24 protein-coding genes and 1 riboswitch are annotated in these 24,502 nt (G+C 40.9%); of the genes, 7 read left to right on the top strand and 17 right to left on the bottom strand.

The genetic code is table 11. The annotated features are described in order from the left end of the window. Positions 1–66: 66 nt before the first annotated feature. Together ACFFGV_RS13455 and ACFFGV_RS13450 are read right to left on the bottom strand one after the other, a co-directional pair. The gene (locus tag ACFFGV_RS13455; RefSeq protein WP_377348710.1) at positions 67–1,506 is read right to left on the bottom strand and encodes a carbon starvation CstA family protein; all 1,440 of its coding nucleotides are present in this window, start codon (positions 1,504–1,506) and stop codon (positions 67–69) included. A gap of 222 nt (positions 1,507–1,728) precedes the next feature. Then, entirely contained in the window at positions 1,729–2,166 is a 438-nt protein-coding gene (locus ACFFGV_RS13450; RefSeq protein WP_377348708.1) for a hypothetical protein, read from the bottom strand. Between the two features lie 149 nt (positions 2,167–2,315). Here ACFFGV_RS13450 and ACFFGV_RS13445 point away from each other — a divergent pair, with 149 nt between their 5' ends. Genes ACFFGV_RS13445 through ACFFGV_RS13435 form a run of 3 tightly spaced genes read left to right on the top strand, consistent with a single transcriptional unit; the run spans position 2,316 to position 4,763 of the window. Beyond that, entirely contained in the window at positions 2,316–2,543 is a 228-nt protein-coding gene (locus ACFFGV_RS13445; RefSeq protein WP_377348706.1) for a hypothetical protein, read from the top strand. A 47-nt stretch (positions 2,544–2,590) separates the two neighbouring features. After that, entirely contained in the window at positions 2,591–3,523 is a 933-nt protein-coding gene (locus tag ACFFGV_RS13440) for an ABC transporter ATP-binding protein (RefSeq protein ID WP_377348704.1), read from the top strand. Next, positions 3,513–4,763 (top strand): ABC transporter permease, encoded by a 1,251-nt coding sequence (locus ACFFGV_RS13435; RefSeq protein WP_377348702.1) that lies wholly within the window; start codon positions 3,513–3,515, stop codon positions 4,761–4,763. The genes ACFFGV_RS13440 and ACFFGV_RS13435 overlap by 11 nt, the downstream gene beginning before the upstream one ends. A gap of 142 nt (positions 4,764–4,905) precedes the next feature. On the opposite strand, the gene metC is transcribed toward ACFFGV_RS13435, so the two are convergent. Then, positions 4,906–6,075 (bottom strand): cystathionine beta-lyase, encoded by a 1,170-nt coding sequence (metC, locus tag ACFFGV_RS13430; protein WP_377348700.1) that lies wholly within the window; start codon positions 6,073–6,075, stop codon positions 4,906–4,908. Next, a complete protein-coding gene (locus tag ACFFGV_RS13425; RefSeq protein WP_377348698.1) occupies positions 6,068–7,192 on the bottom strand; it encodes a methionine biosynthesis PLP-dependent protein in 1,125 nt (374 codons plus the stop codon). Before ACFFGV_RS13425 ends, metC begins: the two co-directional genes overlap by 8 nt. Positions 7,193–7,377: 185 nt before the next feature. Further along, positions 7,378–7,484, bottom strand: a riboswitch (SAM riboswitch). A 277-nt stretch (positions 7,485–7,761) separates the two neighbouring features. Between ACFFGV_RS13425 and ACFFGV_RS13420 the strand changes: the two genes are divergently transcribed. Beyond that, positions 7,762–8,226, top strand: coding sequence for an NUDIX hydrolase (locus ACFFGV_RS13420; protein ID WP_377348696.1), 465 nt, complete (start codon positions 7,762–7,764; stop codon positions 8,224–8,226). Positions 8,227–8,273: 47 nt separating this feature from the next. On the opposite strand, the gene ACFFGV_RS13415 is transcribed toward ACFFGV_RS13420, so the two are convergent. Beyond that, entirely contained in the window at positions 8,274–8,570 is a 297-nt protein-coding gene (locus ACFFGV_RS13415; protein WP_377348694.1) for a 4a-hydroxytetrahydrobiopterin dehydratase, read from the bottom strand. A gap of 240 nt (positions 8,571–8,810) precedes the next feature. On the opposite strand from ACFFGV_RS13415, the gene ACFFGV_RS13410 reads away from it, so the two are divergent. Further along, entirely contained in the window at positions 8,811–10,010 is a 1,200-nt protein-coding gene (locus ACFFGV_RS13410) for a DUF819 family protein (protein WP_377348692.1), read from the top strand. Between the two features lie 116 nt (positions 10,011–10,126). Here the strand turns inward: ACFFGV_RS13410 and ACFFGV_RS13405 are convergent, their stop codons facing one another. From ACFFGV_RS13405 to ACFFGV_RS13385, 5 genes are all read right to left on the bottom strand, one after another. Next, positions 10,127–10,621, bottom strand: coding sequence for a hypothetical protein (locus ACFFGV_RS13405; RefSeq protein ID WP_377348690.1), 495 nt, complete (start codon positions 10,619–10,621; stop codon positions 10,127–10,129). 364 nt (positions 10,622–10,985) lie between these two features. After that, positions 10,986–11,231 (bottom strand): hypothetical protein, encoded by a 246-nt coding sequence (locus ACFFGV_RS13400; protein WP_377348688.1) that lies wholly within the window; start codon positions 11,229–11,231, stop codon positions 10,986–10,988. A 481-nt stretch (positions 11,232–11,712) separates the two neighbouring features. Beyond that, positions 11,713–13,143, bottom strand: coding sequence for a cardiolipin synthase (gene cls / locus ACFFGV_RS13395; RefSeq protein WP_377348686.1), 1,431 nt, complete (start codon positions 13,141–13,143; stop codon positions 11,713–11,715). A gap of 318 nt (positions 13,144–13,461) precedes the next feature. Further along, positions 13,462–14,112, bottom strand: a complete 651-nt coding sequence (locus ACFFGV_RS13390) for a LysE family translocator (protein WP_377348684.1) — start codon at positions 14,110–14,112, stop codon at positions 13,462–13,464. A 106-nt stretch (positions 14,113–14,218) separates the two neighbouring features. Next, entirely contained in the window at positions 14,219–14,728 is a 510-nt protein-coding gene (locus ACFFGV_RS13385; RefSeq protein ID WP_377348682.1) for a LiaI-LiaF-like domain-containing protein, read from the bottom strand. A gap of 739 nt (positions 14,729–15,467) precedes the next feature. Here ACFFGV_RS13385 and ACFFGV_RS13380 point away from each other — a divergent pair. Beyond that, positions 15,468–15,746: a DUF4190 domain-containing protein gene (locus ACFFGV_RS13380; protein ID WP_377348680.1), complete on the top strand. Its 279-nt coding sequence runs from the start codon at positions 15,468–15,470 to the stop codon at positions 15,744–15,746. Positions 15,747–15,816: 70 nt separating this feature from the next. Here the strand turns inward: ACFFGV_RS13380 and ACFFGV_RS13375 are convergent, their stop codons facing one another. Next, entirely contained in the window at positions 15,817–16,335 is a 519-nt protein-coding gene (locus ACFFGV_RS13375) for a ribonuclease H-like YkuK family protein (protein WP_377348678.1), read from the bottom strand. Positions 16,336–16,571: 236 nt separating this feature from the next. Here ACFFGV_RS13375 and ACFFGV_RS13370 point away from each other — a divergent pair, with 236 nt between their 5' ends. After that, the gene (locus ACFFGV_RS13370; protein ID WP_377348676.1) at positions 16,572–17,279 is read left to right on the top strand and encodes a DsbA family protein; all 708 of its coding nucleotides are present in this window, start codon (positions 16,572–16,574) and stop codon (positions 17,277–17,279) included. Positions 17,280–17,711: 432 nt separating this feature from the next. Here the strand turns inward: ACFFGV_RS13370 and ilvA are convergent, their stop codons facing one another. Genes ilvA through ilvC form a run of 6 tightly spaced genes read right to left on the bottom strand, consistent with a single transcriptional unit; the run spans position 17,712 to position 24,455 of the window. After that, positions 17,712–18,665, bottom strand: coding sequence for a threonine ammonia-lyase (ilvA, locus tag ACFFGV_RS13365; protein WP_377348674.1), 954 nt, complete (start codon positions 18,663–18,665; stop codon positions 17,712–17,714). Positions 18,666–18,708: 43 nt separating this feature from the next. After that, positions 18,709–19,299, bottom strand: coding sequence for a 3-isopropylmalate dehydratase small subunit (gene leuD, locus ACFFGV_RS13360; RefSeq protein WP_377348672.1), 591 nt, complete (start codon positions 19,297–19,299; stop codon positions 18,709–18,711). Between the two features lie 17 nt (positions 19,300–19,316). Further along, positions 19,317–20,732, bottom strand: coding sequence for a 3-isopropylmalate dehydratase large subunit (gene leuC, locus ACFFGV_RS13355; protein WP_377348670.1), 1,416 nt, complete (start codon positions 20,730–20,732; stop codon positions 19,317–19,319). A gap of 35 nt (positions 20,733–20,767) precedes the next feature. Next, complete coding sequence (gene leuB / locus ACFFGV_RS13350) at positions 20,768–21,874, bottom strand: 3-isopropylmalate dehydrogenase (protein ID WP_377348668.1); 1,107 nt, start codon at positions 21,872–21,874, stop codon at positions 20,768–20,770. 12 nt (positions 21,875–21,886) lie between these two features. After that, complete coding sequence (locus ACFFGV_RS13345) at positions 21,887–23,431, bottom strand: 2-isopropylmalate synthase (protein WP_377348666.1); 1,545 nt, start codon at positions 23,429–23,431, stop codon at positions 21,887–21,889. Further along, a complete protein-coding gene (ilvC, locus tag ACFFGV_RS13340; RefSeq protein WP_377348664.1) occupies positions 23,418–24,455 on the bottom strand; it encodes a ketol-acid reductoisomerase in 1,038 nt (345 codons plus the stop codon). Before ilvC ends, ACFFGV_RS13345 begins: the two co-directional genes overlap by 14 nt. Positions 24,456–24,502 lie beyond the last annotated feature (47 nt).

Genomic DNA, 24,502 nt, shown 5'->3' with positions numbered 1-24,502 from the left:
AATAACCCCCTAGGAAACCTGCTTGGTTTCCTAGGGGGTTGTCCATTATTAGTGATATTGCATGGTTTATCCTGCTTTCGATACCTCTTGTTCTTGATGGATGGTTGGACGGATAAGCTGTTTAATAAACCAAGCTGCTACACCTAGCCATATAATTCCTCCAAGAATCATGGAAGTAGAGTATTCCATGCCGAATCCTTCTGGAGCAAGGAATATATACGTGCTGACTACTGCAGTCATTCCTAAGGCAGGGATACTGGCTATCCAATGGAACTTTCCGTTTTGTAGCAGATACATAGCTGCAGTCCATAACATCACCGTTGCAACCACTTGATTAGACCAGCCAACATAGCGCCATAAGAAGCTGTAGTCCATTTGGGTTAACAGAAATGCTGGAACCGCCACAGGAATGGCTAGCAGTAAAGGTGCCGCCTTACTTTCAAAAGGCTTCTTACGGATAGAAGATACTAACTCCGCAAGCATCATCCTAGAAGATCGTAACGCTGTGTCTCCTGTCGTAACTGGTAGGATAATTACACCTAGTATAGCAAGAACCCCGCCAAGTGTTCCTAGAGTAGAGTTCGAAATCTCATTTACAACACCGGCTGGACCACCAGAGTCCAAGGCTGCTTGTAAGCTTCCTGTACTACCAAAGAATGTCATACCCGCTGCAGCCCAGATTAGAGCAATAACTCCCTCTGCTATCATAGCTCCAAAAAACACTTTTCGCCCTTCCCGTTCATTTTTTAATGTTCTAGCAAGAATAGGACTTTGGGTGCTATGAAAACCGGAGATGGCACCGCATGAAATGGTTACCATGAGGAGCGGCCATACCGGTGCTTCTTTCGGATGAAGATTTTCAAGCGTCACATTGGGAATTGGATTATCAAAGAAGAACAAGCCAATTCCGATGGAGACAGCCATAAATATTAAAATACCGCCAAAGATAGGATAAATTTTTCCAATCACTTTATTGACCGGTAATAGTGTTGCAATGAGAAAATAAGCAAATATGATGAACAACGATGTCATAAAGGTCAGCGGTGTAACCTCTGCCATTAACTGAGCAGGCCCTGCTGTAAATGCAGCTGCTACAAGAATCATCAATCCAAGGGATAGTACATTAATGACTGAGCGAACAGGTTTGCCAAGATATTTACCAACGATGGCCGGGTATTGAGCACCATTATGACGAATGGACAGCATACCAGAGAAATAATCGTGTACAGCCCCTGCAAATATAGAGCCGACTACTATCCATATAAATGCGACAGGACCATAGATTGCCCCAAGTATTGCACCGAATATTGGACCAAGCCCGGCAATATTCAATAACTGAATTAAACTGGCTTTCCACCAGCTCATTGGCATATAATCCAGGTTGTCTTGTTTCGCATATGCTGGCGTTACTGCTTTGGAGTCAATACCAAAAATGCGTTCGACCACCTTTCCGTAAATAAAGTAACCTGCTAGTAATAACATGATGGATGCAACAAATGTGACCATCTCATAGCCCCCTTTCATTGGACGAGTTAAATGATGTGTAACGTTGAGTTTAACGTTCCTTTATGTATAAAACAATTGAAAAAAAAGAAAAAAACTAATCTTCTGACAATTGATGGTAAGAGCTAAATGTGTACTTCTTCATAATGGAAAAAAGCACTTCCCAGAGAGCTTTATCTGGAAAGTGCTTTCTACATCACACGAAAGTAAATGGATGATAGTCTTTTAGAAAAATGGAAATCCCCCGGGTCCTTGACCAAATTGCCCTGGATTCCCATATCCTCCAAATGGACCCCCGCCATAGCCAGGTCCATATCCTTGCGGAAATCCTCCATAGCCCGGACCTCCAAAGCCTGGTCCGTAACTGCCAGGGCCTCCACCATACCCAGGCCCTGGCCCAAATCCAAACCCACCGCCGAATCCGGGTCCAGGTCCGTATCCTCCTGGATTGCCACCAAAACCTGGCCCTCCAAATCCTCCTCCGAAGCCTGGTCCATAATTCTGACCAAAGCCCGGACCTCCTTGACCAAAACCACCAATGCCGCCACCATTATTATTCATAAATTTATTAATCATATATCCTCCTGCAGTTAATAACAAAGGGGAAAGAAAACGTTCATCCTCTACCGGATAGGTAGGGAGTGGTTGCGGATAGTATCTCATCGTACAAGCCTCCTTTACGTAAAACACCTTCTCCCTTTACTGTATGATATTAGCCCGATTTTGTGAGAAAGGAAGGTCCCCTGTAAATTGTAATTGAGTTTCTATTATTCTTTTGAAATAATAGAAATGTTTGGAAATGGAGGTGCTATATGAAAAACACTAGAAAACTAATCTCATTAATTACAATTATCATCGCAGCAATCGTATTACTCACAGAAGCCTATGACTGGATTCCATTAATTCTTATTGGATCAGCATTCTCAATTGGAATGTTAGGAATAGAGGAGTATAAAGGAAAAAAGTCTCCTCGTTCTATTAATTTTTTGTTAGTAGCTGGGTTAAATCTAGTAATAGCGTTTGTTGTATGGAGCAGCTAGTACCTATAAAGTAAATCAATACAATACGAATGCAGAGGAGGAGTATTATGGATCAAGCCGTATTAACCGTACATAAGCTATGCAAATCATTTAAACGGACCCCCATCATAGAGGACATATCCTTTGAGGTGAATAAAGGCGAGATTATGGCGATTTTAGGGCCTAATGGAGCAGGAAAATCCACCACTATTCGAAATATTATGGGGATCATGTATCCAGACGAAGGTGAAATTACCTTTCATCAGTATGGAAAGGCTATCCCAAAGCATCGAATAGGGTACTTACCGGAAGAAAGAGGGTTATACAAAAAAGTAACTGTAATGGATATTCTTCTTTATTTTGCAGACTTAAAAGATTATCCAATGAATAAAGCCAGAGAAAGAGCAACTTACTATTTAAATAAATTTGGTCTAGAGGGAAAGGAGAAAGTGAAGGTCGAGGAGCTTTCAAAGGGGATGGGGCAGAAAGTGCAATTTATCGCTTCCATTATCCATGAGCCTGATTTGTTAATATTAGACGAGCCTTTCTCTGGTTTAGATCCTGTAAGTCAGGATGTATTCAAACAAGAAATTTCCACATTAGCCAATAGTGGAATGGCCATATTGCTTTCCTCTCACCAAATGAACATGGTGGAGGAGCTATGTGATCGATTATTGTTAATCCATAAAGGACAGCGGGTTGTTTCAGGAACGATGGGAGAAATAAAGCAACAGTATGCAAATTATAAATGTGTGATTCGAGGTAATAATGAGCTTACTACACTTCAATACATCGATGGCGTTGTTAGGGTAGAAGGTAGTGAGCAAAGTGCTACGCTTTACTTAGAGCAAGATGTGCATATCCCATCATGGCTTCCTCTCCTTCCGAGAGAATTAGATATTCAGGAATTAGTGATCGATCGTATTTCCTTACACGAAATTTTCGTAGATATAGCCACAGATAAAAAATTAATGAAAGTAGGGGATGACGATGCGCAATAGTATGAAGGTAGCCAAATGGGAATACATGCGCAATGTCAAAAACAAGTCGTTTGTTATTTCCTTGATTCTTACGCCAGTGATATTTATCTTGTTTGCCACACTTCCCACCCTTCTTAGTGACAGTGAACAAGCTTCAGAACCCGTCACTCTATATATAAATGATGAGGTTGGAGTTTATCATGATATTGAAGAATCATTGGAGCGGCGACCAGATATGAACTGGAAACTAGTTCAACAGGAAAAAGGTTCTCTCGAAGCGAGAAAGCAGCTTCAAGGCATGGAAAATACTGCATATCTTTCCATCACATCCTCTGCCATACAATCTGGTGCAATAGATGTGTACACCTCAGAGAAAATACCGGAGAATTTCTTGTTAAATTTACATATTATTGAACAGCCTCTTCGGGCCTTACAGTTTGAACAAGCTGGTTTAACAGAAGACCAAATGAACGTTGTCAGAGGAGGGATTGAATTTGATACCGTACCGCTCCAACAACAGGAGGAAGGCCAGAGGACTACGTCTATGGAACAGAATGGCGGAGTGTCCCCTGCAATAGAGAATCTCATTCCTGGCGGTGTGGCAGCCATTATCCTCTTTTCAATCGTTATTACAGGAATGATGATATTCCAAAGCGCCTCCCAAGAGAAGAAGGAAAAGGTTGCTGAAATTGTGTTGTCTTCCCTTACCCCAGGAGAGCTTATGCAAGGGAAAATCATTGGATATTTTTTATTAGGAATTACGCAAGTTGCGGTGTGGTTAGTGTTCATCATTCCGATTGCTGTATGGCGTATAAATGAAATCCCAGTACTCGATTTCTTATTTGTACCAGAACTACTGCTGCTTGTATTCATTGCCATACTCGGCTATCTCCTTTTTGCAGCTATATTTGTAGGATTTGGTGCAACTGTCGAAGATATGGATTCCTCTAGTAATTTCCAGGGGATGGTGATGATGCTTCCGTTTATACCGATCGTTCTGATTGCTCCAATAATCGAAAACCCTGAGGGGTCATTAGCGACTATCGCATCTTTTGTTCCAATTACATCACCGGCTGTATTAATAATGAGATTATCCATGTTGGAGGAGTGGCCATGGCTTGAAATTATATTGGCACTTGTAGTATTGCTAATCTCCATTTGGTTTACAATGAAAGCAGCTGGAAAAATATTTCAAGCAGGTATTCTAATGTACGGCAAAAACGCTTCACCAAAAGAAATATGGAAATGGCTCAGAGCGTAACATAGCAAGAACGATTATCCTTTTAATGAGGATAATATGGAATGTCGACAAGGAAAGCTATTCTTTTCTTACTCGCAAAAAACAAACAGTGTCCATTAATAAAGCCCCAGTCCGTTTTCCGTAAACGGACTGGGGCTTTTACTTATAGAACTGCCTTTTGCTCATTTGTTGCTGCTAATGCCTCTTCGAAGTCGGCTTGCAGCTCCTGTACATCCTCTAATCCTACAGATAAGCGTAGCAGCCCTTTCGTGATGCCGCGTCTGTCACATTCATCGTCTGGCATGGAGCCATGAGACATATTCCTTGGGTAGGATAAAATGGATTCCACCGCTCCAAGGCTTACAGCGAACACAGGAAGCTTTAGCTGCTGAACAAATCGTTCGACTGCTTCTTCGTTTTGTAATTCAAAAGAGAGAACAGCACCGCCATTCTTCGCTTGCTTTTGCTGAGTCTGATAATATGCATTAGAGGAAAGCCCTGGATAATAAACCTTTTTGATAAGGGGATGCTCCTCTAAATAGGTAGCAAGGCGATGCGCAGATTCCACAGATTGACGAAGTCTGGCATGCAGTGTTTTCATTCCTCTCATGACAAGCCAGCAATCTTGTGGACCAAGGATTGCTCCACAAGAATTTTGTAAAAATCCAATCTGTTGAGCTAATGCTTCATCTTGAACTACTACTAAGCCAGCTACAACATCACTATGTCCTGCCAAAAATTTCGTAGCGCTATGAATAATGATATCGATACCATATGAGAAAGGCTGCTGTATTAATGGAGTTAAAAAGGTGTTGTCAATATAAGTAAGACAGTTATTTTCTTTTGCCAATTTAGTAACGGCTTCTATGTCGGTAACCTTGAGGAGCGGATTGGACGGTGTTTCCATAAACACTGCTTTGGTATTTTCCTGAAAGGCTGCATTTACTTCATCTAGCTTTGTCATATCTACGAAGGTATGCTCTATTCCAAAGCGTGATAAAACGTGGGTTACAAATCGAAACGTTCCACCATACACATCCTCGGTAATAAGGAGATGATCTCCTTTGGACAATAGCATTAAGGAAGTGGAAACAGCTGCCATGCCCGAAGCAAATGCAAATCCATGTGTTCCACCTTCAAGTTCAGCAATTGTATGTTCTAATGCTTCTCGAGTTGGGTTACCAGAACGAGCATAATCATATGCGCCAAACTCATGTATGTCATTCTGGTGAAAGGTGGATGCATGCTGGATGGGAACACTAACACCGTTACTTGACTTGTCTACAGCATATTCGTTATGCAAAAGGGATGTTTGTACGGAATAGTTAGACATGCTGGTTCACCTCGTTATACGCTATTTCTAAAGCTTGCTCCAGGTCCTGTAAGAGATCCTCTTCCTTTTCAATCCCTACCGATAATCTCAATAATCGATTACACACTCCATAGCTTGCGCGTACATCTTCAGGAATATCAGCATGTGTTTGCGTGGCAGGGTAGGTTATAAACGATTCAACTCCACCCAAGCTTTCAGCAAAGCATACAAGCTCTAATTTCTCCAGTAAGACAGGAACCATTTCCTCTTCTTTAATTCGGAAGGATAGCATCCCTCCTTTGCCTGGATACAACACATCACTGATATAAGGACTTTGTTCCAGTTGATCGGCTAAATGCTTAGCGTTTGCTTCATGCTGCTTCATACGTAAGCCTAGAGTCTTAATTCCCCTCATGACAAGCCAACAATCAAATGGTGAAAGAACAGCACCACTGGCATTTTGTTGTTCCTGAATGTTCTGGCATAATGCTTCATCATTTGCAACTACTAGACCAGCTAACACGTCATTATGCCCACCTAAATATTTCGTCGCGCTGTGGATTACAATATCAGCTCCAGATACAATAGGTTGCTGCAGGTATGGTGTGAAGAACGTATTATCAACTATTAGCAATAGATTATGCTTTTGTGCCAGGGTAGCAAACTGCTCTATATCTACTTGTGTCATGAGCGGATTCGTTGGAGTTTCAATAAATAACGCTTTGGTCTGCTCGTTTATTACTGATTCAAAATCCTGTGTATCTGTACTATTTATATAATGGAAGGTAAGACCAAATTTGCTAAAATGATTTTCAAACAAACGGTAAGAGCCACCATAAACGTCCTGGGTCACTATACACTCATCCCCTGGTGAGAAAATGGAAAAGACCGTTTGAATAGCCGCCATTCCCGAACTAAAGGCAAAGCCTGCAAGACCTTCCTCTAACGAAGCAATGGATTGCTCTAGCAAATCACGAGTAGGATTGCCAGTTCGAATATAGTCATACCCAGTAGATTTGCCTATTCCTTCATGACGATATGCCGTTGATAGGTGTAGGGGAGGGTTGACAGCACCTGTTGTTTGGTCGCTGCGATTTCCTGTTTGGGCTAGTTTGGTTTCAAGATGATGTCTGCTCATAGTTATCTTCTCCTTTTTAACAGTCTGTAGCTTTAGGACACAATGTAAGGATGGGAACGATTTCTTAGCAATAGGTTGTAAATCTTAAACGTCCTCAACTGGATGAAACAAAGGTCCTTCTAGATAATTTTGGTAATAAAAAAAGCCCTTCCGAAGAAGAGCTTGATATCTCAAGGCTAAACTTCTTCTTATCTTTCAAGTGTCCCCACTTGCTGGAAGTAGCACCTCGCCTAATTTAGGCTGGTTGCTGAAGCATCAACGGGCCAGATCCCTCCGCTTCTCTGAATAAGGAAGTTTATGAAATTGTGTTATTAGTAAAACTATTTCGTTAATTAATACCATACAGCATGAAAGGACAGTATGCAATCCCGAATTTTAATAATTAACTCAGTTAATGTTTTTTCGCATTCTCCAGACCACACCTATGCTATGTTGGAAGAAATGGGCCAGCAGTTAAGTTGATAAACAAAATCTTCCACTATATACCCATTATATGGAATAATGTAATATTAACAGTGCTATTTCTTTTTGAATAATAATGTAATGGATAGATTAGGGGGATGGAAAGTTTGTTACATTCGAGTAATAAGGGGGAGGGACCTGCTTCTTTTGAGGAAGAATCCGTTGTCGTTTTAGCTCATGTTCATCATGATGTATTACTAATCCGTCAATTTAGAGAGGCATTACAGGAAACGATTGTGCAATTACCAGGAGGTGGGGTGGAAGAAGGGGAATCACTGGAGGAAGCTGCAAGAAGAGAGCTTCAAGAGGAAACAGGCTGTCGATGCGATGATATGACTTATCTAGGTCACGTTCTTCCAGCTCCTTGGAACAGCAGGGAAAAGACTCATGTATTTTATACGAACCATATTATCACGCAACATGTACAGGAATTAGAGTCTCACGAAGACATAACATTGTTTTGGGTTAGTGTGGAAGAATGCGTGAAGCTCATACAAAGGAACCAAATTTCTGATGCAGAGGTGTGTTATGCCATATTAAAAGCCCATTTACAAGGGTTGATAGAATGGTAATACGTAAAGAGAGAAGCAGAGAGTTGTATGAACTCTCTGCTTCTTTCCTATTCATCTCTTTTTTGATAAACTCGATCAATGGTTTGAGCAAGGTCGAAGTCTCTTTCACTTAAGCCACCAACATCGTGGGAGGTTAAAGAAACGATGATCTTTCCATATTCGACTTGTAAAGATGGATGGTGGTCTTTCTCATCTGCAATGGAGCCTATTTCGTGAACGAAGCGAATACCGTCCATATACTCTGCAAACGTAAAGGTACGTTGAATGAATCGATCATTCGTTAAGTTCCACTCTTGAATCTCCCGTAAATGCTGATTGATTTGTTGCTCGGTAAGAGTTGACATGTAAAACACCTCCATAAAATATCTTCCTCTTACAATCTACCATTTTTGAAGGACTTTCAAACCAAGATAGAGTAGTTCCTGCAATAACACCACCCAAAGCGAGAGGAAGGTGCTTGAAATATTATATTGAGCTAATAATTTTAATGTTTCGAATATTTTTATGTGAAAACGCATTCACTCATCTTTGTGCTATAATTTTCTAAGTCAGCTTAAAAGAGAGAGAATAAGAGGAGGGGAAACATGTTTCTGACATTAAACGCTGCTCTCATACAAGAACCTATGGCCTTATTGGCATATTTGTCTGCTTTAGTAGGCGGAGTTTACATGCTATCTCAATGGAATCAACCGGCTGTGAAGAAGTTTTTCCATTTTGCACCACCGTTGATTTGGGCCTATTTCTTACCGATGATTTCCACCACGCTTGGAATTATACCTGATGCTTCATCATTGTATGATTTCGTTAGTACGTATATATTACCGTTTGGCCTGTTGCTGCTGTTATTATCAACAGACGTTCCTGCCACGCTAAAGCTTGGGCCAAAAGCTATATTACTATTTTTATCTGGAACATTAGGTGTCGTAATCGGTGCGCCTATTGCTCTAGCTATCTTCCAGCCTTTCTTGCCTGAAGACGCCTGGAGAGGGGTCGGGGCTCTAGCGGGAAGTTGGATTGGAGGTACAGCTAACATGGCTGCTCTGGTGGAAGCTGTCGACACTCCAAAGGATGTATTATCTCCCATCATTGTCGTCGATACAGTTGTAGCTTATTCCTGGATGGGAATTATGATTGCACTAGCAGGACATCAGGATAAGTTTAACAAATGGAACAAGGCTGATAACTCTGTTGTCGAAAAAATTAACGCCCAAATTGGGGAAATCGCCCAATCTAGATCCAAGCCGCTTCAGGTTCCTCAACTACTAGGTATTCTAGGGTTAGGATTTGGTGTTTCTTATGTCGTTAGAAAATTCTCTGAGACATTACCTGAGACCTCTGTACTTTCCGCGAGTACGTACACGATTATGATAATTGCTTTTATAGGAGTTATGCTTTCCTTTACAAAAGTTCGTCGTTTAGATGATTACGGCGCAAGTAATATCGGTTATGCAGGTATATACTTACTATTAACAACTATTGGTGCAAAGGCAGACCTTACTGCTGTAGTAGAAGCTCCAGCATATATTGCAATGGGAATTGTGTGGCTGTTGATTCACATTTTGATTATTTTCCTGTTTGCTCGTCTTTTACGTGCACCACTTTTCTTTGTCGCTGTTGGATCTCAAGGGAATATAGGTGGGACGAGCTCTGCTCCGGTAGTAGCTTCTGTATTCCAGCCAGCGCTGGCTCCAGTAGGCTTGCTCATGGGGATAGTCGGTAATGTTGTCGGTACCTATGCAGCAGTAGCCACCGCCTGGTTAGCCGAATTAGTTTCTAAAATGTAATAAGGTAAAGATAGAAAAGCGTCTAATGGCAATTTCATTAGACGCTTTTTTAAAGGTATCTTGTTTTCGTTGCATATGCTAATTCAAAATTATGTTCTGTCACAATGAAGCGGCTATTATTGTAATTCGCCTCTTAATGGGGTACTGATTAGGTCGTTTTCCTCTAAGAGATCGTTTAAGATGCTGCTTGCTTTGTCCATTTGTTCATTGTAAGCAGGGAACTCCGTGTCCACTTGAGCTGGCTTTCCTTCTTGAAGGGCTTGTGCCTTAGCTTGATAGGCCTTCTCTAAATGAGTTAGGATTTGCTGCACACGTTCTTCCTCTGATTGCAGGGAAGAAGAGACTTGTATTTGAGCAATTTTATCAGCCACAGCCGCTGCCTCTTTCTGTGCTATTTGCTGTGTTTCCTTTGTAGGATTCTTATCAAAAGTGTATATATTTGCATCCTCTTTATTAATGGTTTCAATTACCTTCATTTGAAAGTCCATTACTGCCGTAGCTAGATTCTCTGATTTTGGCTCTGTTGCTTCTGTATCTCCGCTTGCATCAGAGGAGCATCCTGCTATAACTAATACGAATACGCTAACGATTGTTAGTATGCACTTCTTCAATTCTTACACCTCTTTTGTTATTTCTGTCTACGATACCACAATTTTCAAGCAGACCTTATCTATTCTATAATGTTCTCTCGCAGAAAAAAACCCCCAATTCATTGAGGCGACTAAAAAGGTACCACAATATAATTAAGTAGTTCAGTTTTGGAGTACAAACAATAAAATTGAACTATAAAAAGAGCGTTGAATTGCATAGCAATTTGATGCTCATTTTTCATTGTTATAGCAATGTTTATTTGTATTTTGAGTAGTTATTTTCAAAGGAAAATGCACCCCAGTTTGCAAACCTACAATAATTATTGATGACCTGGAAAATCACGTGCAAAAACTAATGCAATTTTACAAAAAAAAAGCAAATTCCTTATTGGAAAATGCTCTTTTTTCTACGATATTTGGAATTAAGAAAAATAGCTAACAAACCAATGATTAAGCCAGGAACACCGTAAAGAAGATTTAGGTTAAATGCAGAAACACTGTAAGAAACGAACATTAAACTATACATAATATGAATATACGATGAATGCTTATCTTTACTTTTTAAGGCTACTATTAGTTCAATAACTGCCAATGTTGCATTTAAAAAACCTATTATCGACCACAATATCACAATATCTTAAACCTCCCTTTTAAATAAAACTGCCCCATTACCTTAATAACGTACATAATCTTATTTTACTATATAAATGTAAATATCCTAAAAATTCCTTTATCTTTCACATAAATTAAATAACAAAATATTTCCACATTTTATATTACTATTTCTTATGTAAAAAGTAGTTCAATTAAGGGTACAAATTGCAATACTGTACTCCAAACTGAACTACTTACAATATAATGCAGTACCTTTTTTTAAAAAGATTAGCTCTGTTAATTCTTATTGGTAATTTTCCTGTATAGCGCTTTTAGGAGGAAAAATTGTATTCGAGGAAATAGGGGCACGTTGTTGAAAGACGAGTTGAGTGGGCGGAAAAACACTTTTCATAAAAATACCTGTCTGGACTGAAATTATTCCAGACAGGTAGTTCCAGCATTATTAGTAGTTTTAGGAGCTTCCATCAAAAGGAGGTTCTCCCTATGGTTATGTGTCTTTAAAGAATAGGTGATAATAAACGAGAGATCGATTCTTTCATTTTAATGAGATTGGTTCTATTCTGATACACCTCTTTAGTTATTTCGTTACAGTACTTTAAGTCTTCAAGAAAGATTTGATGAAGCTTTCTGGAAGTGGTCTCGTCATACACTATGGCATTCACCTCAAAGTTTAGCTTAAAGCTTCTCACATCAATGTTAGCAGTTCCAACGGAAGCAACCTTGCCATCTACAACAAGCGTCTTCGCATGGAGAAAGCCATTTTCGTAGGTGAAACTGCGAACACCAGCATCCAGTAGCTGACCTATATGTGCATATGTCGCCCAATATACAAACATGTGATCAGGTTTATTTGGAATCATTATTCTAACATCGACTCCACTGAGAGAGGCTATTTTGATAGCATCCATCAAACTGTCATCTGGTATAAAATAGGGCGTTTGAATATAGACACTCTCTTTCGCAGATAGGATGAGCTTAATGTAGGCATTTTTAATTTGCTGCCACTCTGAATCAGGACCGCATGTAATAATTTGCATGCCGATGGTATCGCTCGTTTCCATTTCTGGGTAGTACATAGGAGATGCTGGCAATTTGTTCTTAGATGCATGATTCCAGTCCAAATAAAAGCGCGTTTCCAAGGAGTACACAGCGCTGCCACGAATTTTAAAATGAGTATCACGCCAATAACCAAATTTTTTAACCATCCCAAGATACTCATCGCCTATATTGAACCCTCCTACATACCCTATGTCTCCATCAATAACAGCAATCTTACGGTGATTTCTATAGTTAAGGCGCAAATTTAAATAAGGGATACGGGAAGGAAAGAAGGCTGCAACCATACCTCCAGCTTCTATTAAGGGCTTTAAAACTGATTTCCGTAGATTAATGGATCCCATATCATCGTACAAAAATCGAACCTCTACCCCTTCAGCAGCTTTTTGAGTTAACGCCTCTATAATTCTTCTTCCTGTACGGTCATGCCGGACTATATAATATTGAATGTGTATAAAATATTCTGCGTTCTCTATAGCTTGAATTAAATCCTCCGTTTTATCTTTCCCATCTGTGAACACTTCTACTTCATTGTCCATGGTATAAATGGAATCGTTATTCACTAGGTTCATATACATAAGTTCTTGAAACGGATAGTCTGTTTTATTATGCAAGTCGAGCTGCTCCGTTTGCTTCACCTTTAAACTAGAAAAGAACTCGGAAGCTTCACTGGACAGCTTGAAAATCTTCCTTCTGCTTAAGTTCTGTCCAAGGAAAAGATAGAGTAGGAACCCTACAATCGGAATGAAAAACAGCACCATAAGCCACGCCCACGTTGTGCTTACTTGCTTTCTTTCTAAGAAGATGATAGTAATTCCCAGTAGAATATTTACAATAGTGACGAACAAAGCAAGAATCGTAATGATAGTCATAATAGATCTCCTTACAGCATGATAAGTGGTTCAATAAAACTTTGATTGTATGATGAACTCCATACAAAGCCAATTAAATAACGCGATAAAATAATGATACCAAGGTCATCATAGCTTACATAGATAAAAAAAGAAATACATAGATGACACTTCTATCCAATAAGAAGTAAAGAAGTACGAGGTTGTCCCTCGTACTCAACAGTTACTGCTTATATAGCTTAGTTTATGGTTTACATGCAGCTTATGCAAACCAGTTGTAATTTCCATGAAGTAGTAAGGGCCCCCTCTTTTAATGGATCTCCAATGGTGTAAGGTAGCTTACAGGAGAAAGATCTGCCAAAGCTCGACTGCGGCATCGTAACCAAATTTTAGTCCAAATCCAATCAGGACCACGCTTGCGATGCCATTAATTCCTTTCATAACTATAGGACTCATCAGAAGCTTACCAAAATGAACCGTGAAGGCAAGATTCAGATTCCATAGGCCAATACCGATAAAAACGAGACTGCTTACAAAAAAGGAGTGAAGTACATCCGTTTCTTCAAGAGCTCCACTTAACACTGAACCATAAATTCCAAGCCAAAACAATAAGTTCATTGGGTTCGTCGATGCAATAATCACGCCTGTAGTAAAGGAGCGTAAATGAATCCGAGTGGAAGGGGATAGGTTACTTTGTTGAGATTCCAAGTCATGTGTTTGTGATAAGGTAACCAAGCCAGAATGTACTAAAATAAAACACCCGAGCAGCATGAGAGCAATTTTGATCCATACAATAGTGAGGAGCTGAGCCAGACCGATAAACATGCATCCCATCAGTAGAAGGTCAGACGACATTCCACCGAGACCTACACAAAAAGCAGGCCCAAATCCATATACTATGCCCCGTTTAATAATTTCAGCATTGATGGGTCCAAACGGGGCAGCGATGGAAAGACCAAGTACGATGTAACCAACCATTAACGTCAACATATCACGAACCCTTTCTGTTAGCTTGTCTCTATTAGTAGATGAAGCCAGAAAGAGGTTTAGTACAAGGAAAACATAAAAAACAAACCCAGCAAGGTAGCTGGGTTTGTTAATTTGCTTTATTATTCTTACGGCCTTTATGGAAAAGAATAAAGATACCTACGAACACTAACACAAGCGGCCATAGCTGAATAATTACTTGAAGGAAGGACTGTGCATAAAACAGAAGTGCAAGTATAGTCAAAATACCGATTGGGATAAATAGCCCTTTTTCGCGCTCTCCAAAGTACCATAGAAGAAATAGTCCAAATGCTGGAGCAAGTAAAATGGTCGGCCATGTAAATTCACTGTATTGGTAATCTGTTATAATATCGAGGTAGAAATAAAGACTCAGTACCAATAGGATTCCACCTGGAACAAGAAGGCCAGCATATTCCTTCTTCATGCCTGACAAGAAGAACCCGAGATGAAAACCAAGGGCTGGTAACAGCAATGCTATTGGCCAAGATAAAAATCCATATTCCATATCAATCCAGCCTAGGTTTTCAAGAAAAATAACGGAGCCTATAAAGATAAAAACTAGTCCAATAATAATGTTACTTATTCGTTTATTTGCCAAGTGTGTGGACCTCCCTTGTACATTGATTATTTATAGTGTACTACAACATACGGGAGAGGGAAGGAAGGGTTTCAATTTTTTTACAAAGTTAGAATTGTAAAGCCCAAAGAAAAAACCTGGTATGTGTGTACCAGGAAAGGGGGAGAGAGATAGAAAACAACCTAGGTGACCCAACCATAAGAATCATCCAGATTTGGAAGCCGAACAAGGAACAGAAGAATATCCAAATGGATCATTCATCAGGAATTCGTTTCCAGAATGGGAATAATACGTCCTCCTAATAGTGTGCCTTGCTGCTTACACATAATCTATGCAGCAGGTTTACCTTCTGAATGGTATTGCAACCATTTATACAATTAATCGATTGTCCTAGTGATAAATGGTTTTAACAGGTTGCCTTGTGTGAATCGTTTTACATGAATTTACAAACTGAGTATTACTTTCTTTCTCTGTGGTCTTCTTAAGGGCAAAAGATAACAATTTACTCCTTACACAGGAGATGTTCCCTAACATGACCACTACCGTCCGTTCAGTTTAGAAACGAACTCGAAATGGTTGAGCCAGCTAAGTTGTTTTCATGTTATTTATCTTTCTTACTTATACTATACCACCATTGTGGAAAGATGAATCCTCTTTTTGTGTCTAAAATGTTACCGTTTACAAAATGTGTCCGTAGGAGTTTTTCTGATGCTGCTTGAATAGTATATAAAAGGTGACCAGCAGTGAAGGGGGAGATTTCATGAAAAATGTGAACACGAAATCTGTAATTGCATTGACTACTGGGGTATTGTCCATTTTCATTCCAATCGTAGGCCTCGCACTAGCCATTATTGGGCTTATGTATTCCAGTAAAAGCCTCAAGGAAGTAAAAGCTTCAGAGGAGAAAGGGAAGGAAATGGCGGTAGCTGGAAAAATATGCAGTATTATTGGCCTCTGTCTTCAGCTCTTACTCTTACTGCTCATTATTCTTTCTTTCGCAGCATTTTCATCATACCAACAGTATAGTTTTCTGCTATAGCATGACTTTCCCTACTCAATAGAAAAACAACAAAAAAATCCTGACAGCCAAGAATCAGGATTTTTTTGTTTTATTTCGTGTACCTGTTGGCATAGCTTGATGCAGCATATGCATCGGGTTTGATTTTAACATCTATACCCATTTGATCAATTCGCTGTGTCATGTCTGAAATGAGGTGGCGAGTTAATCCTTTATGGCCGATATCTAGATGTATTTCAAATTGAAAGGAAGCACCTTTTTTTTCATAGGGGAGAAGGATTTCAGCGATGTCGTGTAAGTATTCAGGGGTAAAATAAAACGCAACGTCCTGGCTAAGCCATGTTTCCGTAGAGATTTTTTCTTTTAAGCTTTTAATTGGGCGTTTTACAGTGTGGTTGCGTAGACACCCCCACGCTCCTTTGCCGATTCTGTGAATATGAATAGCAGTAATGAAGCGGGTGTAGTCACGGTGAACGTGAGAGTCAGTTCCAATGGAAAGCCGATAGGATGCAGCGGGGTCGAACCGGACAAACGTGCGGATGTGGTCTTGTACATCCTCGATGGTCATGTTTTGGTAAGTTTGATTATAAAAGGTAGGATTTTCAAACATGTTTTCACCTCAATATACAATATGCCATGCTATTCCCATTCTATTCATAGGTTTTTGTATTGTGTGTTAAGACCATGTAAAAAAACAAATATGTTCACAAAACTGTCGAAGTAAACCAGCGGGATTGCTTGACTGCTATCTTAGCATGTACCTATAATAGGTACATGTGACAATTACATAGTATTAGTTCTATTATAAAGCATGTTTCGTTAATTCAACAAAAAGGGTGGTCCACAATGGCGGCAACAAACCAAAAGAGTAGCAATAAGTGGATTTTCTGGATGATTGGTATAATCGCTTTAGGTGTTGTACTAATTGTTGTTCTGGATAATCAATTCTCCCAAGGTTCAGAGGAGGAAGAGAGTGCAGCAGCTGACATAAGTTATGAAAATCAGCCTTATTTAGGGGAAGAGGATGCCCCGGTAAACATCATTGAGTTTGGTGATTATAAATGTCCTGCTTGTAAGAACTTTCAGGATGCAGCTTTCCCACAAATCAAACAAGAGTTTGTAGATACAGGTAAAGCGAAGTTTTATTTTATTAATTTTCCATTTATCAATGTAGACTCTGATCGTTCAGCTAAATTTGCTGAGGTTGTCTATCGTGAGCTTGGTAATGATATATTCTGGAAATTCCATGAAACACTATACGAAAATCAACCACCAGCAGAAGACGAGCATAAGGATATTTATAAGAAGGATTTCCTTAAAGAAACATTACAAAGCGTAGTGGAAGATGAAAGTAAGGTAGAGCAAGTAATGACTGCCTTTGAAGAAACGTCCGATGATATTATTTCTACCGACAAAGAAATAGCCCAATCTTTAAATGTTAGTGTAACTCCAACGATTGCGGTGAATGGTAAAGTATTTGAAGGTGAAACCTTTGAGGATTTAAAAAATCGCGTAGAAGAAGCATCTAAGGAAAATAGTCAAGAAGAAGAATAAGCATAAAACACTGCCTCCGTGGCAGTGTTTTTCAGTATGTAGAGGACTCTCTGTATTCTTTACGCCAGGAGAGCGAAGGCAGTTCCCTTTCCTCGGAAGAACGCCCAACACGCTCAGGATGCACCACAATACTAGAAACAGAGAAGCCGATGAAACAGCTCACATAGCATTTATAGGCGAATTTTTAAATTTATGAGCGAATTTTTAAAAATATAAGCGGATTCTCAAATTTATGGGCGAATATCGAATAATATGAGCGAATTTCAAAATTTATGAGCGCACCACCCCAAAGAAGCTCCCAATTCTATTTTTTTCCAAAACGCTCTTCGGAACGTAAAAAGCCAACCCCCATTGTGGCTCCATAGATCACCACAATGAGGATTGGCTGAAATTTTTCCTTGAAATCGTCTTGATAGAATATTTATTTGCCTATCAGGCCAAGTGTCTGACTTTTTGATTGCTTGCCAGGTTCAGAATGATTGGCATTTTGGAAACGTCCATATTGCCACCACTGACAACAACACCAATACGATTAGCATGTAAGTGTTTTCCGTGAGCAAGAAGTCCTGCGAATGCCGAGGCGCCAGCTCCTTCTACAAGACTTTTATTCCGTTCTAGCATATACAGCATAGCAGATGCTATATCTGCTTCTGATACGGTAACAATGTCATCCACGTATTGGTCAATAAGCGGCAGCGTTTCCTTGCCTGGTTGTTTCACGGCGATTCCATCCGCAATGGTTTTCACCTGTTGAAGTGGTGCACTGCTTTTATTGTAGAAACGATTATAAGTTGCGCTAGCTTCCGCTGCCTGTACTCCGATTATTTGGATGGAGGGCTTGATGGATTTTGCGGCGACAGCAATACCGCTAATTAACCCGCCGCCACCAATCGGTACTAATATCGTTTCTAGTTCTGGGTTTTCCTCGAGCATTTCCAAGGCAATGGTTCCTTGGCCAGCCATTACATCCGGATCATCAAATGGGTGAATGAAGACTCGATTGTTTTGCTGTTGGTCCTTCATGGCAGCTTCATAAGCTTCTTGAAAGGATTCACCGGTAAGGACGATAGTAGCTCCGTATGCCCGGGTAGCGTGTATTTTTGCTTCTGGTGTGTGTTCAGGCATGTAGATTTTCGCTTCTATTCCTCGCTTCGATGCAGCAAGTGCAACACCTTGGGCGTGGTTTCCTGCGGATGCAGCAATTACCCCACGTTTAGCATCCTGATTGGAAAGTTGCGAGATTTTATAGCTCGCCCCTCTCACTTTGAAGGCTCCTGTTTTTTGTTGATTCTCCATCTTAAAATGCACTTGTTTGCCAGTCATGTTATCAATAGATTCAGATGTTAATAATGGGGTACGATGAACGATTCCTTTTAAATGCTTCATCGCGTCCGTGACTTTGGTTCCCGTTAAGCAATTCCCAATGTCTTCACACTCCTACTTTGTTAGATTCATATGCATCAATTTTGTCTTGATACGTTAATGTTACGGCTATTTCATCCCAGCCATTGACGAGCATTTCTTTATGGTACTCATCGATTTCAAAAGAAACTTTAAAGTTGTCATCGTCATAGACAACTTGCTGCTGAAGGTCTATGGTCAAATGATACGTGCTTTTCTCTGCTCTTGTGATTAGCTCCTGGATACTGTTTTCTGAAAGATTAACTGGCAATATTCCATTTTTGACACAGTTATTATAGAAAATATCTGCGAAGCTCGGCGCGATAATAACGCGAAATCCATAATCCTCTAGTGCCCAAGGAGCGTGCTCTCTGGACGAGCCACAACCAAAATTCTCACCAGCGACAAGAATGGAGGCATCCTTATATTTGTCTTCGTTCAAATTGAAATTTGATTTCAGACTGCCATCTTCGTTATATCGCCAGTTATAGAAGAGAAACTGACCAAATCCCTGTCGTTCAATACGTTTTAAAAATTGCTTTGGTATGATTTGATCCGTATCAACATTGGCTCTGTTCAATGGATAAACTTTTCCAGTGTGTTGGTTTATTGGTTCCATGTAGAGTACCTCCTTAATTAGACTGGTTGTTTCGAGAAGTCACGTACATCTACAAAATGACCTTCCACGGCAGCAGCGGCAGCCATTTCTGGACTCACCAAGTGTGTACGGGCATCTGTTCCCTGTCGGCCTTCAAAGTTGCGGTTAGAAGTAGATGCACATCTTTCTCCAGGAGGGATGATGTCATCATTCATGGCTAAGCACATGCTACAGCCTGCTTCTCTCCATTCGAATCCTGCGTTTTTAAAAATGGTATCAAGCCCTTCTGCTTCAGCTGCTAGTTTCACAGACATGGAGCCTGGTACAACAATTGCCTGAATGGAAGGGTGGACGTGTTTACCTTCTACGATGCTTGCAGCTTTACGCAAATCACTTATTCTTGAATTTGTACAGGAGCCGATAAACACATGCTCTAGTTGGATAGAAGAAATCGGTTGATTTGGCTCTAAATCCATATAACCTAGTGCCCGTTCAATTTCCAGCTTTTCATTTTCTGACTTTCCTTGTTCAGGGGAAGGAACGTTGGCGCTCACAGGCAGGCACATTCCTGGATTGGTACCCCACGTAACTTGAGGCTCAACTTCCTCTGCGTCCATTTCTACAGTTGCATCATATTCCGCACCGTCATCTGTTGCGAGCTCTCTCCACTCGGCAACGGCTTGCTCAAACGCTTCACCCTTTGGTGCATGACGTTTACCTTCAATATAATCAAATGTCGTTTCATCGGGACTAATCAGGCCAGCTCGAGCACCTGCTTCAATAGACATATTACATACGGTCATTCGTTCTTCCATAGACAGGTTGCGAATAGCTTCACCAGTATATTCAAGAACATAGCCTGTGCCAAAGCGAACTCCATATTTTCCGATTATAGCAAGAATTAAATCCTTTGCCGTTACACCTGTGCCAAGCGTACCATTTACTTTTATATTAAGTGTTTTTGGTTTAGCCTGCCATAGTGTTTGAGTAGAAAGGACATGCTCCACTTCACTAGTACCAATTCCAAACGCGAGTGCACCAAAAGCTCCGTGAGTAGAAGTATGACTGTCACCGCACACAATCGTTTTACCAGGATGGGTCAGACCTAGCTCAGGACCGATGACATGCACAATTCCCTGGTCAGGATGATCGATGTCAGCAAGGTCGATGTTAAATTGCTGACAGTTCTGCTTAAGTGTTTCCATTTGGGTTTTGGAAACCTCGTCTTTAATAATATGCCGATCCTTTGTTGGAACATTGTGATCCATGGTGGCGTAGGTAAGGTCAGGCCGGCGTACGGAACGATTTTTCATGCGAAGCCCTTCAAAGGCTTGCGGTGATGTAACTTCGTGGACGAGGTGCAGGTCAATATATAATAAATCCGGCTTTCCTTGTTCTTGATGAACTAAGTGTTTATCCCAAATTTTTTCAACGATCGTTTTGGCCTTTACCATGGTTTCACTCCTTTTACCATTAAGATGATTATCAGTTATGCGTAGCACGTTTGGATGCTTTTCGTTGCATCTTGAGAAGTTACGTGTTCTATGACTTGTTTCGTTATTTCTACTGTTCCGACAAGCTGCCCACCTTTTACATCTAAATCCTTCGTATGATACCCATCCTCTAGTACTTGCTGAACGGCATCCTCTATTACTTGTGCTTCTTCTTTCATGTGAAAGGAGTGTCGAAGCATCATAGCAGTCGATAGAATCATAGCAAGAGGGTTGGCAATTCCTTGCCCTGCAATGTCAGGGGCAGAGCCGTGGACTGGTTCGTATAGCCCAACGCCATCATCTCGTATGCTGGCAGAAGGCAACATTCCTAATGAGCCAGTCAACACAGAAGCTTCATCGCTTAAAATATCACCGAACATATTCTCTGTAACCATTACGTCAAACTGGGTAGGTGCAGTGATCAATTTCATGGCAGCGGCATCCACTAGTAAATGCTCTACAGTTACATCAGGATATTCTGCTTTTTTCTCTTCTACTACTTCCCGCCATAGTTTACTAGACTCTAATACATTAGCTTTGTCTACAGATGTTACATGCTTCCTGCGCAGACGAGCACTCTTAAAGGCATTATCAATAATACGTTCCATTTCAGAGCGATCGTAGGCTAATGTATCAACGACAGATTTTCCGTCATGGCTACGTTCGCTTGGTGTACCAAAGTACAGCCCTCCAGTTAGCTCTCGAATAATGAGAAGGTCACTACCCTCCACAACTTCGTGTTTAAGGGGGGAAGCATGCAAGAGCTGCGGGAACCCTTTAATAGGGCGAAGATTTGCAAATAATCCAAGAGCCTTCCGAATACCAAGCAGCCCCTTTTCAGGACGAAGGTGAGAAGGATTTTGATCCCATTTAGGTCCTCCTACGGCTCCGAGAAGGATGGCATCCGCTTGCTCGCATGCACTAACCGTATCTTGTGGTAGGGGAGTGCCATGCTTATCAATGGCACTGCCCCCAATATCGTGCGTGTGATACGTAAACGTATGATTAAATCGTTCTGTAACTGCATCTAACACCTGACGGGCGGAATGAATTACCTCACTACCAATTCCGTCTCCAGGCAGCAATACGATTTGCTTATCCATTAGCACATCCTCCTATATGTTAGCGGTTTGTTTTGTATAAGCTTTAGGGTCCATTAGAACTCTATTAACTGCATTCAGAAAAGCATGAGCAGAAGCTTCTAAAACATCTTGGGCAGCACCACGGCCATTCACGGCAACCTCATTTACAGTTAGTCGAACATGTACTTCAGCTAAGGCATCCCGACCTTCACCAATGGAGTTCAAACGGTAATCCTCCAGGTGAATATCCTCATGAATAAGTCCCTCTAGTGTGTTGTATATGGCTTCTACACTACCTCGACCTGTACCAGCGAGCTCCTCCCGAGCTCCCTCTGGATTTGTTAAGGCAACAGTGGCAGTCGGAATGTTCTGGGATCCATATTGAACCTGAAATGTTTCTAGTTTATATTTAGGAAGTTCCTGACTATCTGTTTGTACGTCTGTCAAAATAGTAAAGAGGTCTTCATCTGTCACTTCTTTCTTCCGGTCTGTTAAACTTTTGAAGGAGGCAAAGGCTTCTTTAATTTTTTCTTCTGAAAGAGAATAGCCAAGACTATTGATTTTATCAATGAATGCGTGTTTACCTGAGTGTTTGCCTAATACAAGATTACTTTTATGAATGCCAACCATTTCTGGAGTAATAATTTCATAGGTGGATGCGTTCTTTAACATTCCGTCCTGATGAATACCAGACTCATGAGCAAATGCGTTTTCCCCGACTACCGCTTTATTTCGTGGAACCTTCATTCCAGTAAATTTACTGACCAAATCGCTTGTTCGTTTGATTTCACTCAGTACCAGGTTGGTTTGGAAGTTATAGAAATTGTTGCGAATAGTTAGTGCAACAGCAATTTCTTCTAAACTTGCATTTCCGGCACGTTCTCCAATTCCGTTAATCGTTCCTTCAATTTGCGTTGCACCATTTTCAATAGCTGCCAGGGAATTGGCAACAGCCATTCCTAGGTCATCATGACAGTGAGCAGACAGCGAAACCTGATCAATGTTTGGTACGTGTTCCCGAATGTAGCGGAACATTTCTCCGTATTCGGCAGGGGTTGTGTAGCCTACTGTGTCTGGAAGATTAATTACGGTAGCACCAGCATCTATGACTCGCTCCACAATGCTTACTAGAAAATCCAAATCCGAACGGCAGGCGTCTTCAGCTGACCACTCTACCTGAGGGAATCGTTCCCTTGCATAAGAGACCATTTCCACAGCCGTTTCAATTACTTGCTGTGGAGTTTTTTGCAGTTTATGCGTCATGTGAATAGGGGAGGTGGCAAGAAATATGTGAAGACGAGGTTCAGCAGCGTCTTTTAGTGCTTCCCATGCTGTGTCAATATCTGATTTCTTCGCTCGTGCTAATCCTGTAACAGATGCGTTCTCAATTGTTCTTGCGATAGTTTGTACAGAATGGAATTCGCTTTGGGAGGAAGCGGGGAAGCCCGCCTCCATGATATCCACTCCAAAGCGTTCAAGCTGCTTGGCAATTTCGAGCTTCTCCAATTGATTCAAGTTGACTCCCGGTGACTGTTCCCCGTCTCTTAGAGTAGTGTCAAAAACTTTAACGTGTGCCACCTTGGACCACTTCCTTCTCGGATTTGACTTTTTCAGATTCCTTCACGAAAGGCATAAGCTGGCGAAGCTCCCGTCCTACTACTTCAATCTGGTGTTGATTTTCCCGAGCATTAATAGCGTAGAATTCTGGACGATTAGCCTGATTCTCTAAAATCCAGCTTTTTGCAAATGCGCCTGTCTGGATATCATTCAGTACATCCTTCATCCTTGCTTTCGTGTCTTCATTTACGACGCGTTTACCAGAGACGAAATCTCCCCATTGTGCCGTGTCCGAAACGGAGTAACGCATATTTTCAAGGCCGCCTTCGTACATTAGGTCGACAATCAGCTTCAGCTCATGCATACATTCAAAATAGGCGACCTCTGGCTGGTATCCTGCTTCTGTCAGTGTTTCAAATCCTGCTTTTACGAGACTCGAGAGCCCTCCACAAAGCACTGCCTGTTCTCCGAAGAGATCTGTTTCTGTTTCTTCCTGGAAGGATGTTTCAAGTACACCAGCTCGACCAGAACCGATTCCTTTTGCATATGCTTTGGCAACATCTGCAGCTTGGCCGGAATAGTCCTGGAATACTCCGTATAAAGAAGGAACCCCAGCTCCCTCTTCAAATGTCCTTCTCACAAGGTGACCTGGACCTTTCGGTGCAACTAGGAAAACATCAACATCTTGTGGAGGTACTACTTGATTGAAATGAATGTTAAATCCATGTGCAAAGGCCAGTGCATTACCAGCTTGTAGATTCGGTTTAATATCGTGTTCAAAAACGGAAGGTTGATGTTCATCAGGAAGAAGAACCATTACGACATCTGCTTCTGCTACTGCATCTGCAACCCGTTTTACGTCAAGTCCATCATTTTCTGCTTTCGTCCATGATTTACCTGGGCGTAATCCTACTACAACGTTATAGCCGCTTTCTTTAAGGTTTTGTGCATGTGCATGCCCTTGAGATCCATATCCAACCACTGCGATTTTTTTAGAACGTAATACCTCGTCTTGAATGTCATTGTGATAAAGTACTTCTGCCATTTCTTATCATCCTTTCGTTTTGGTTTCCTATTTTATAAGTTCATTTC

This window comes from Pontibacillus salicampi, assembly GCF_042434395.1.
Taxonomy (GTDB): domain Bacteria; phylum Bacillota; class Bacilli; order Bacillales; family BH030062; genus Pontibacillus; species Pontibacillus salicampi.
This window is presented reverse-complemented; position numbering and strand designations above follow the sequence as displayed.

Bases quoted from the DNA above. Each gene is read 5' to 3' on its own strand.
- ACFFGV_RS13455 (WP_377348710.1), bottom strand. From the start codon at position 1,506: ATGGTCACATTTGTTGCATCCATCATGTTATTACTAGCAGGTTACTTT.
- ACFFGV_RS13450 (WP_377348708.1), bottom strand. From the start codon at position 2,166: ATGAGATACTATCCGCAACCACTCCCTACCTATCCGGTAGAGGATGAA.
- ACFFGV_RS13445 (WP_377348706.1), top strand. From the start codon at position 2,316: ATGAAAAACACTAGAAAACTAATCTCATTAATTACAATTATCATCGCA.
- ACFFGV_RS13440 (WP_377348704.1), top strand. From the start codon at position 2,591: ATGGATCAAGCCGTATTAACCGTACATAAGCTATGCAAATCATTTAAA.
- ACFFGV_RS13435 (WP_377348702.1), top strand. From the start codon at position 3,513: ATGCGCAATAGTATGAAGGTAGCCAAATGGGAATACATGCGCAATGTC.
- metC (WP_377348700.1), bottom strand. From the start codon at position 6,075: ATGTCTAACTATTCCGTACAAACATCCCTTTTGCATAACGAATATGCT.
- ACFFGV_RS13425 (WP_377348698.1), bottom strand. From the start codon at position 7,192: ATGAGCAGACATCATCTTGAAACCAAACTAGCCCAAACAGGAAATCGC.
- ACFFGV_RS13415 (WP_377348694.1), bottom strand. From the start codon at position 8,570: ATGTCAACTCTTACCGAGCAACAAATCAATCAGCATTTACGGGAGATT.
- ACFFGV_RS13410 (WP_377348692.1), top strand. From the start codon at position 8,811: ATGTTTCTGACATTAAACGCTGCTCTCATACAAGAACCTATGGCCTTA.
- cls (WP_377348686.1), bottom strand. From the start codon at position 13,143: ATGACTATCATTACGATTCTTGCTTTGTTCGTCACTATTGTAAATATT.
- ACFFGV_RS13390 (WP_377348684.1), bottom strand. From the start codon at position 14,112: ATGTTGACGTTAATGGTTGGTTACATCGTACTTGGTCTTTCCATCGCT.
- ACFFGV_RS13380 (WP_377348680.1), top strand. From the start codon at position 15,468: ATGAAAAATGTGAACACGAAATCTGTAATTGCATTGACTACTGGGGTA.
- ACFFGV_RS13375 (WP_377348678.1), bottom strand. From the start codon at position 16,335: ATGTTTGAAAATCCTACCTTTTATAATCAAACTTACCAAAACATGACC.
- ACFFGV_RS13370 (WP_377348676.1), top strand. From the start codon at position 16,572: ATGGCGGCAACAAACCAAAAGAGTAGCAATAAGTGGATTTTCTGGATG.
- ilvA (WP_377348674.1), bottom strand. From the start codon at position 18,665: ATGAAGCATTTAAAAGGAATCGTTCATCGTACCCCATTATTAACATCT.
- leuD (WP_377348672.1), bottom strand. From the start codon at position 19,299: ATGGAACCAATAAACCAACACACTGGAAAAGTTTATCCATTGAACAGA.
- leuC (WP_377348670.1), bottom strand. From the start codon at position 20,732: ATGGTAAAGGCCAAAACGATCGTTGAAAAAATTTGGGATAAACACTTA.
- leuB (WP_377348668.1), bottom strand. From the start codon at position 21,874: ATGGATAAGCAAATCGTATTGCTGCCTGGAGACGGAATTGGTAGTGAG.
- ilvC (WP_377348664.1), bottom strand. From the start codon at position 24,455: ATGGCAGAAGTACTTTATCACAATGACATTCAAGACGAGGTATTACGT.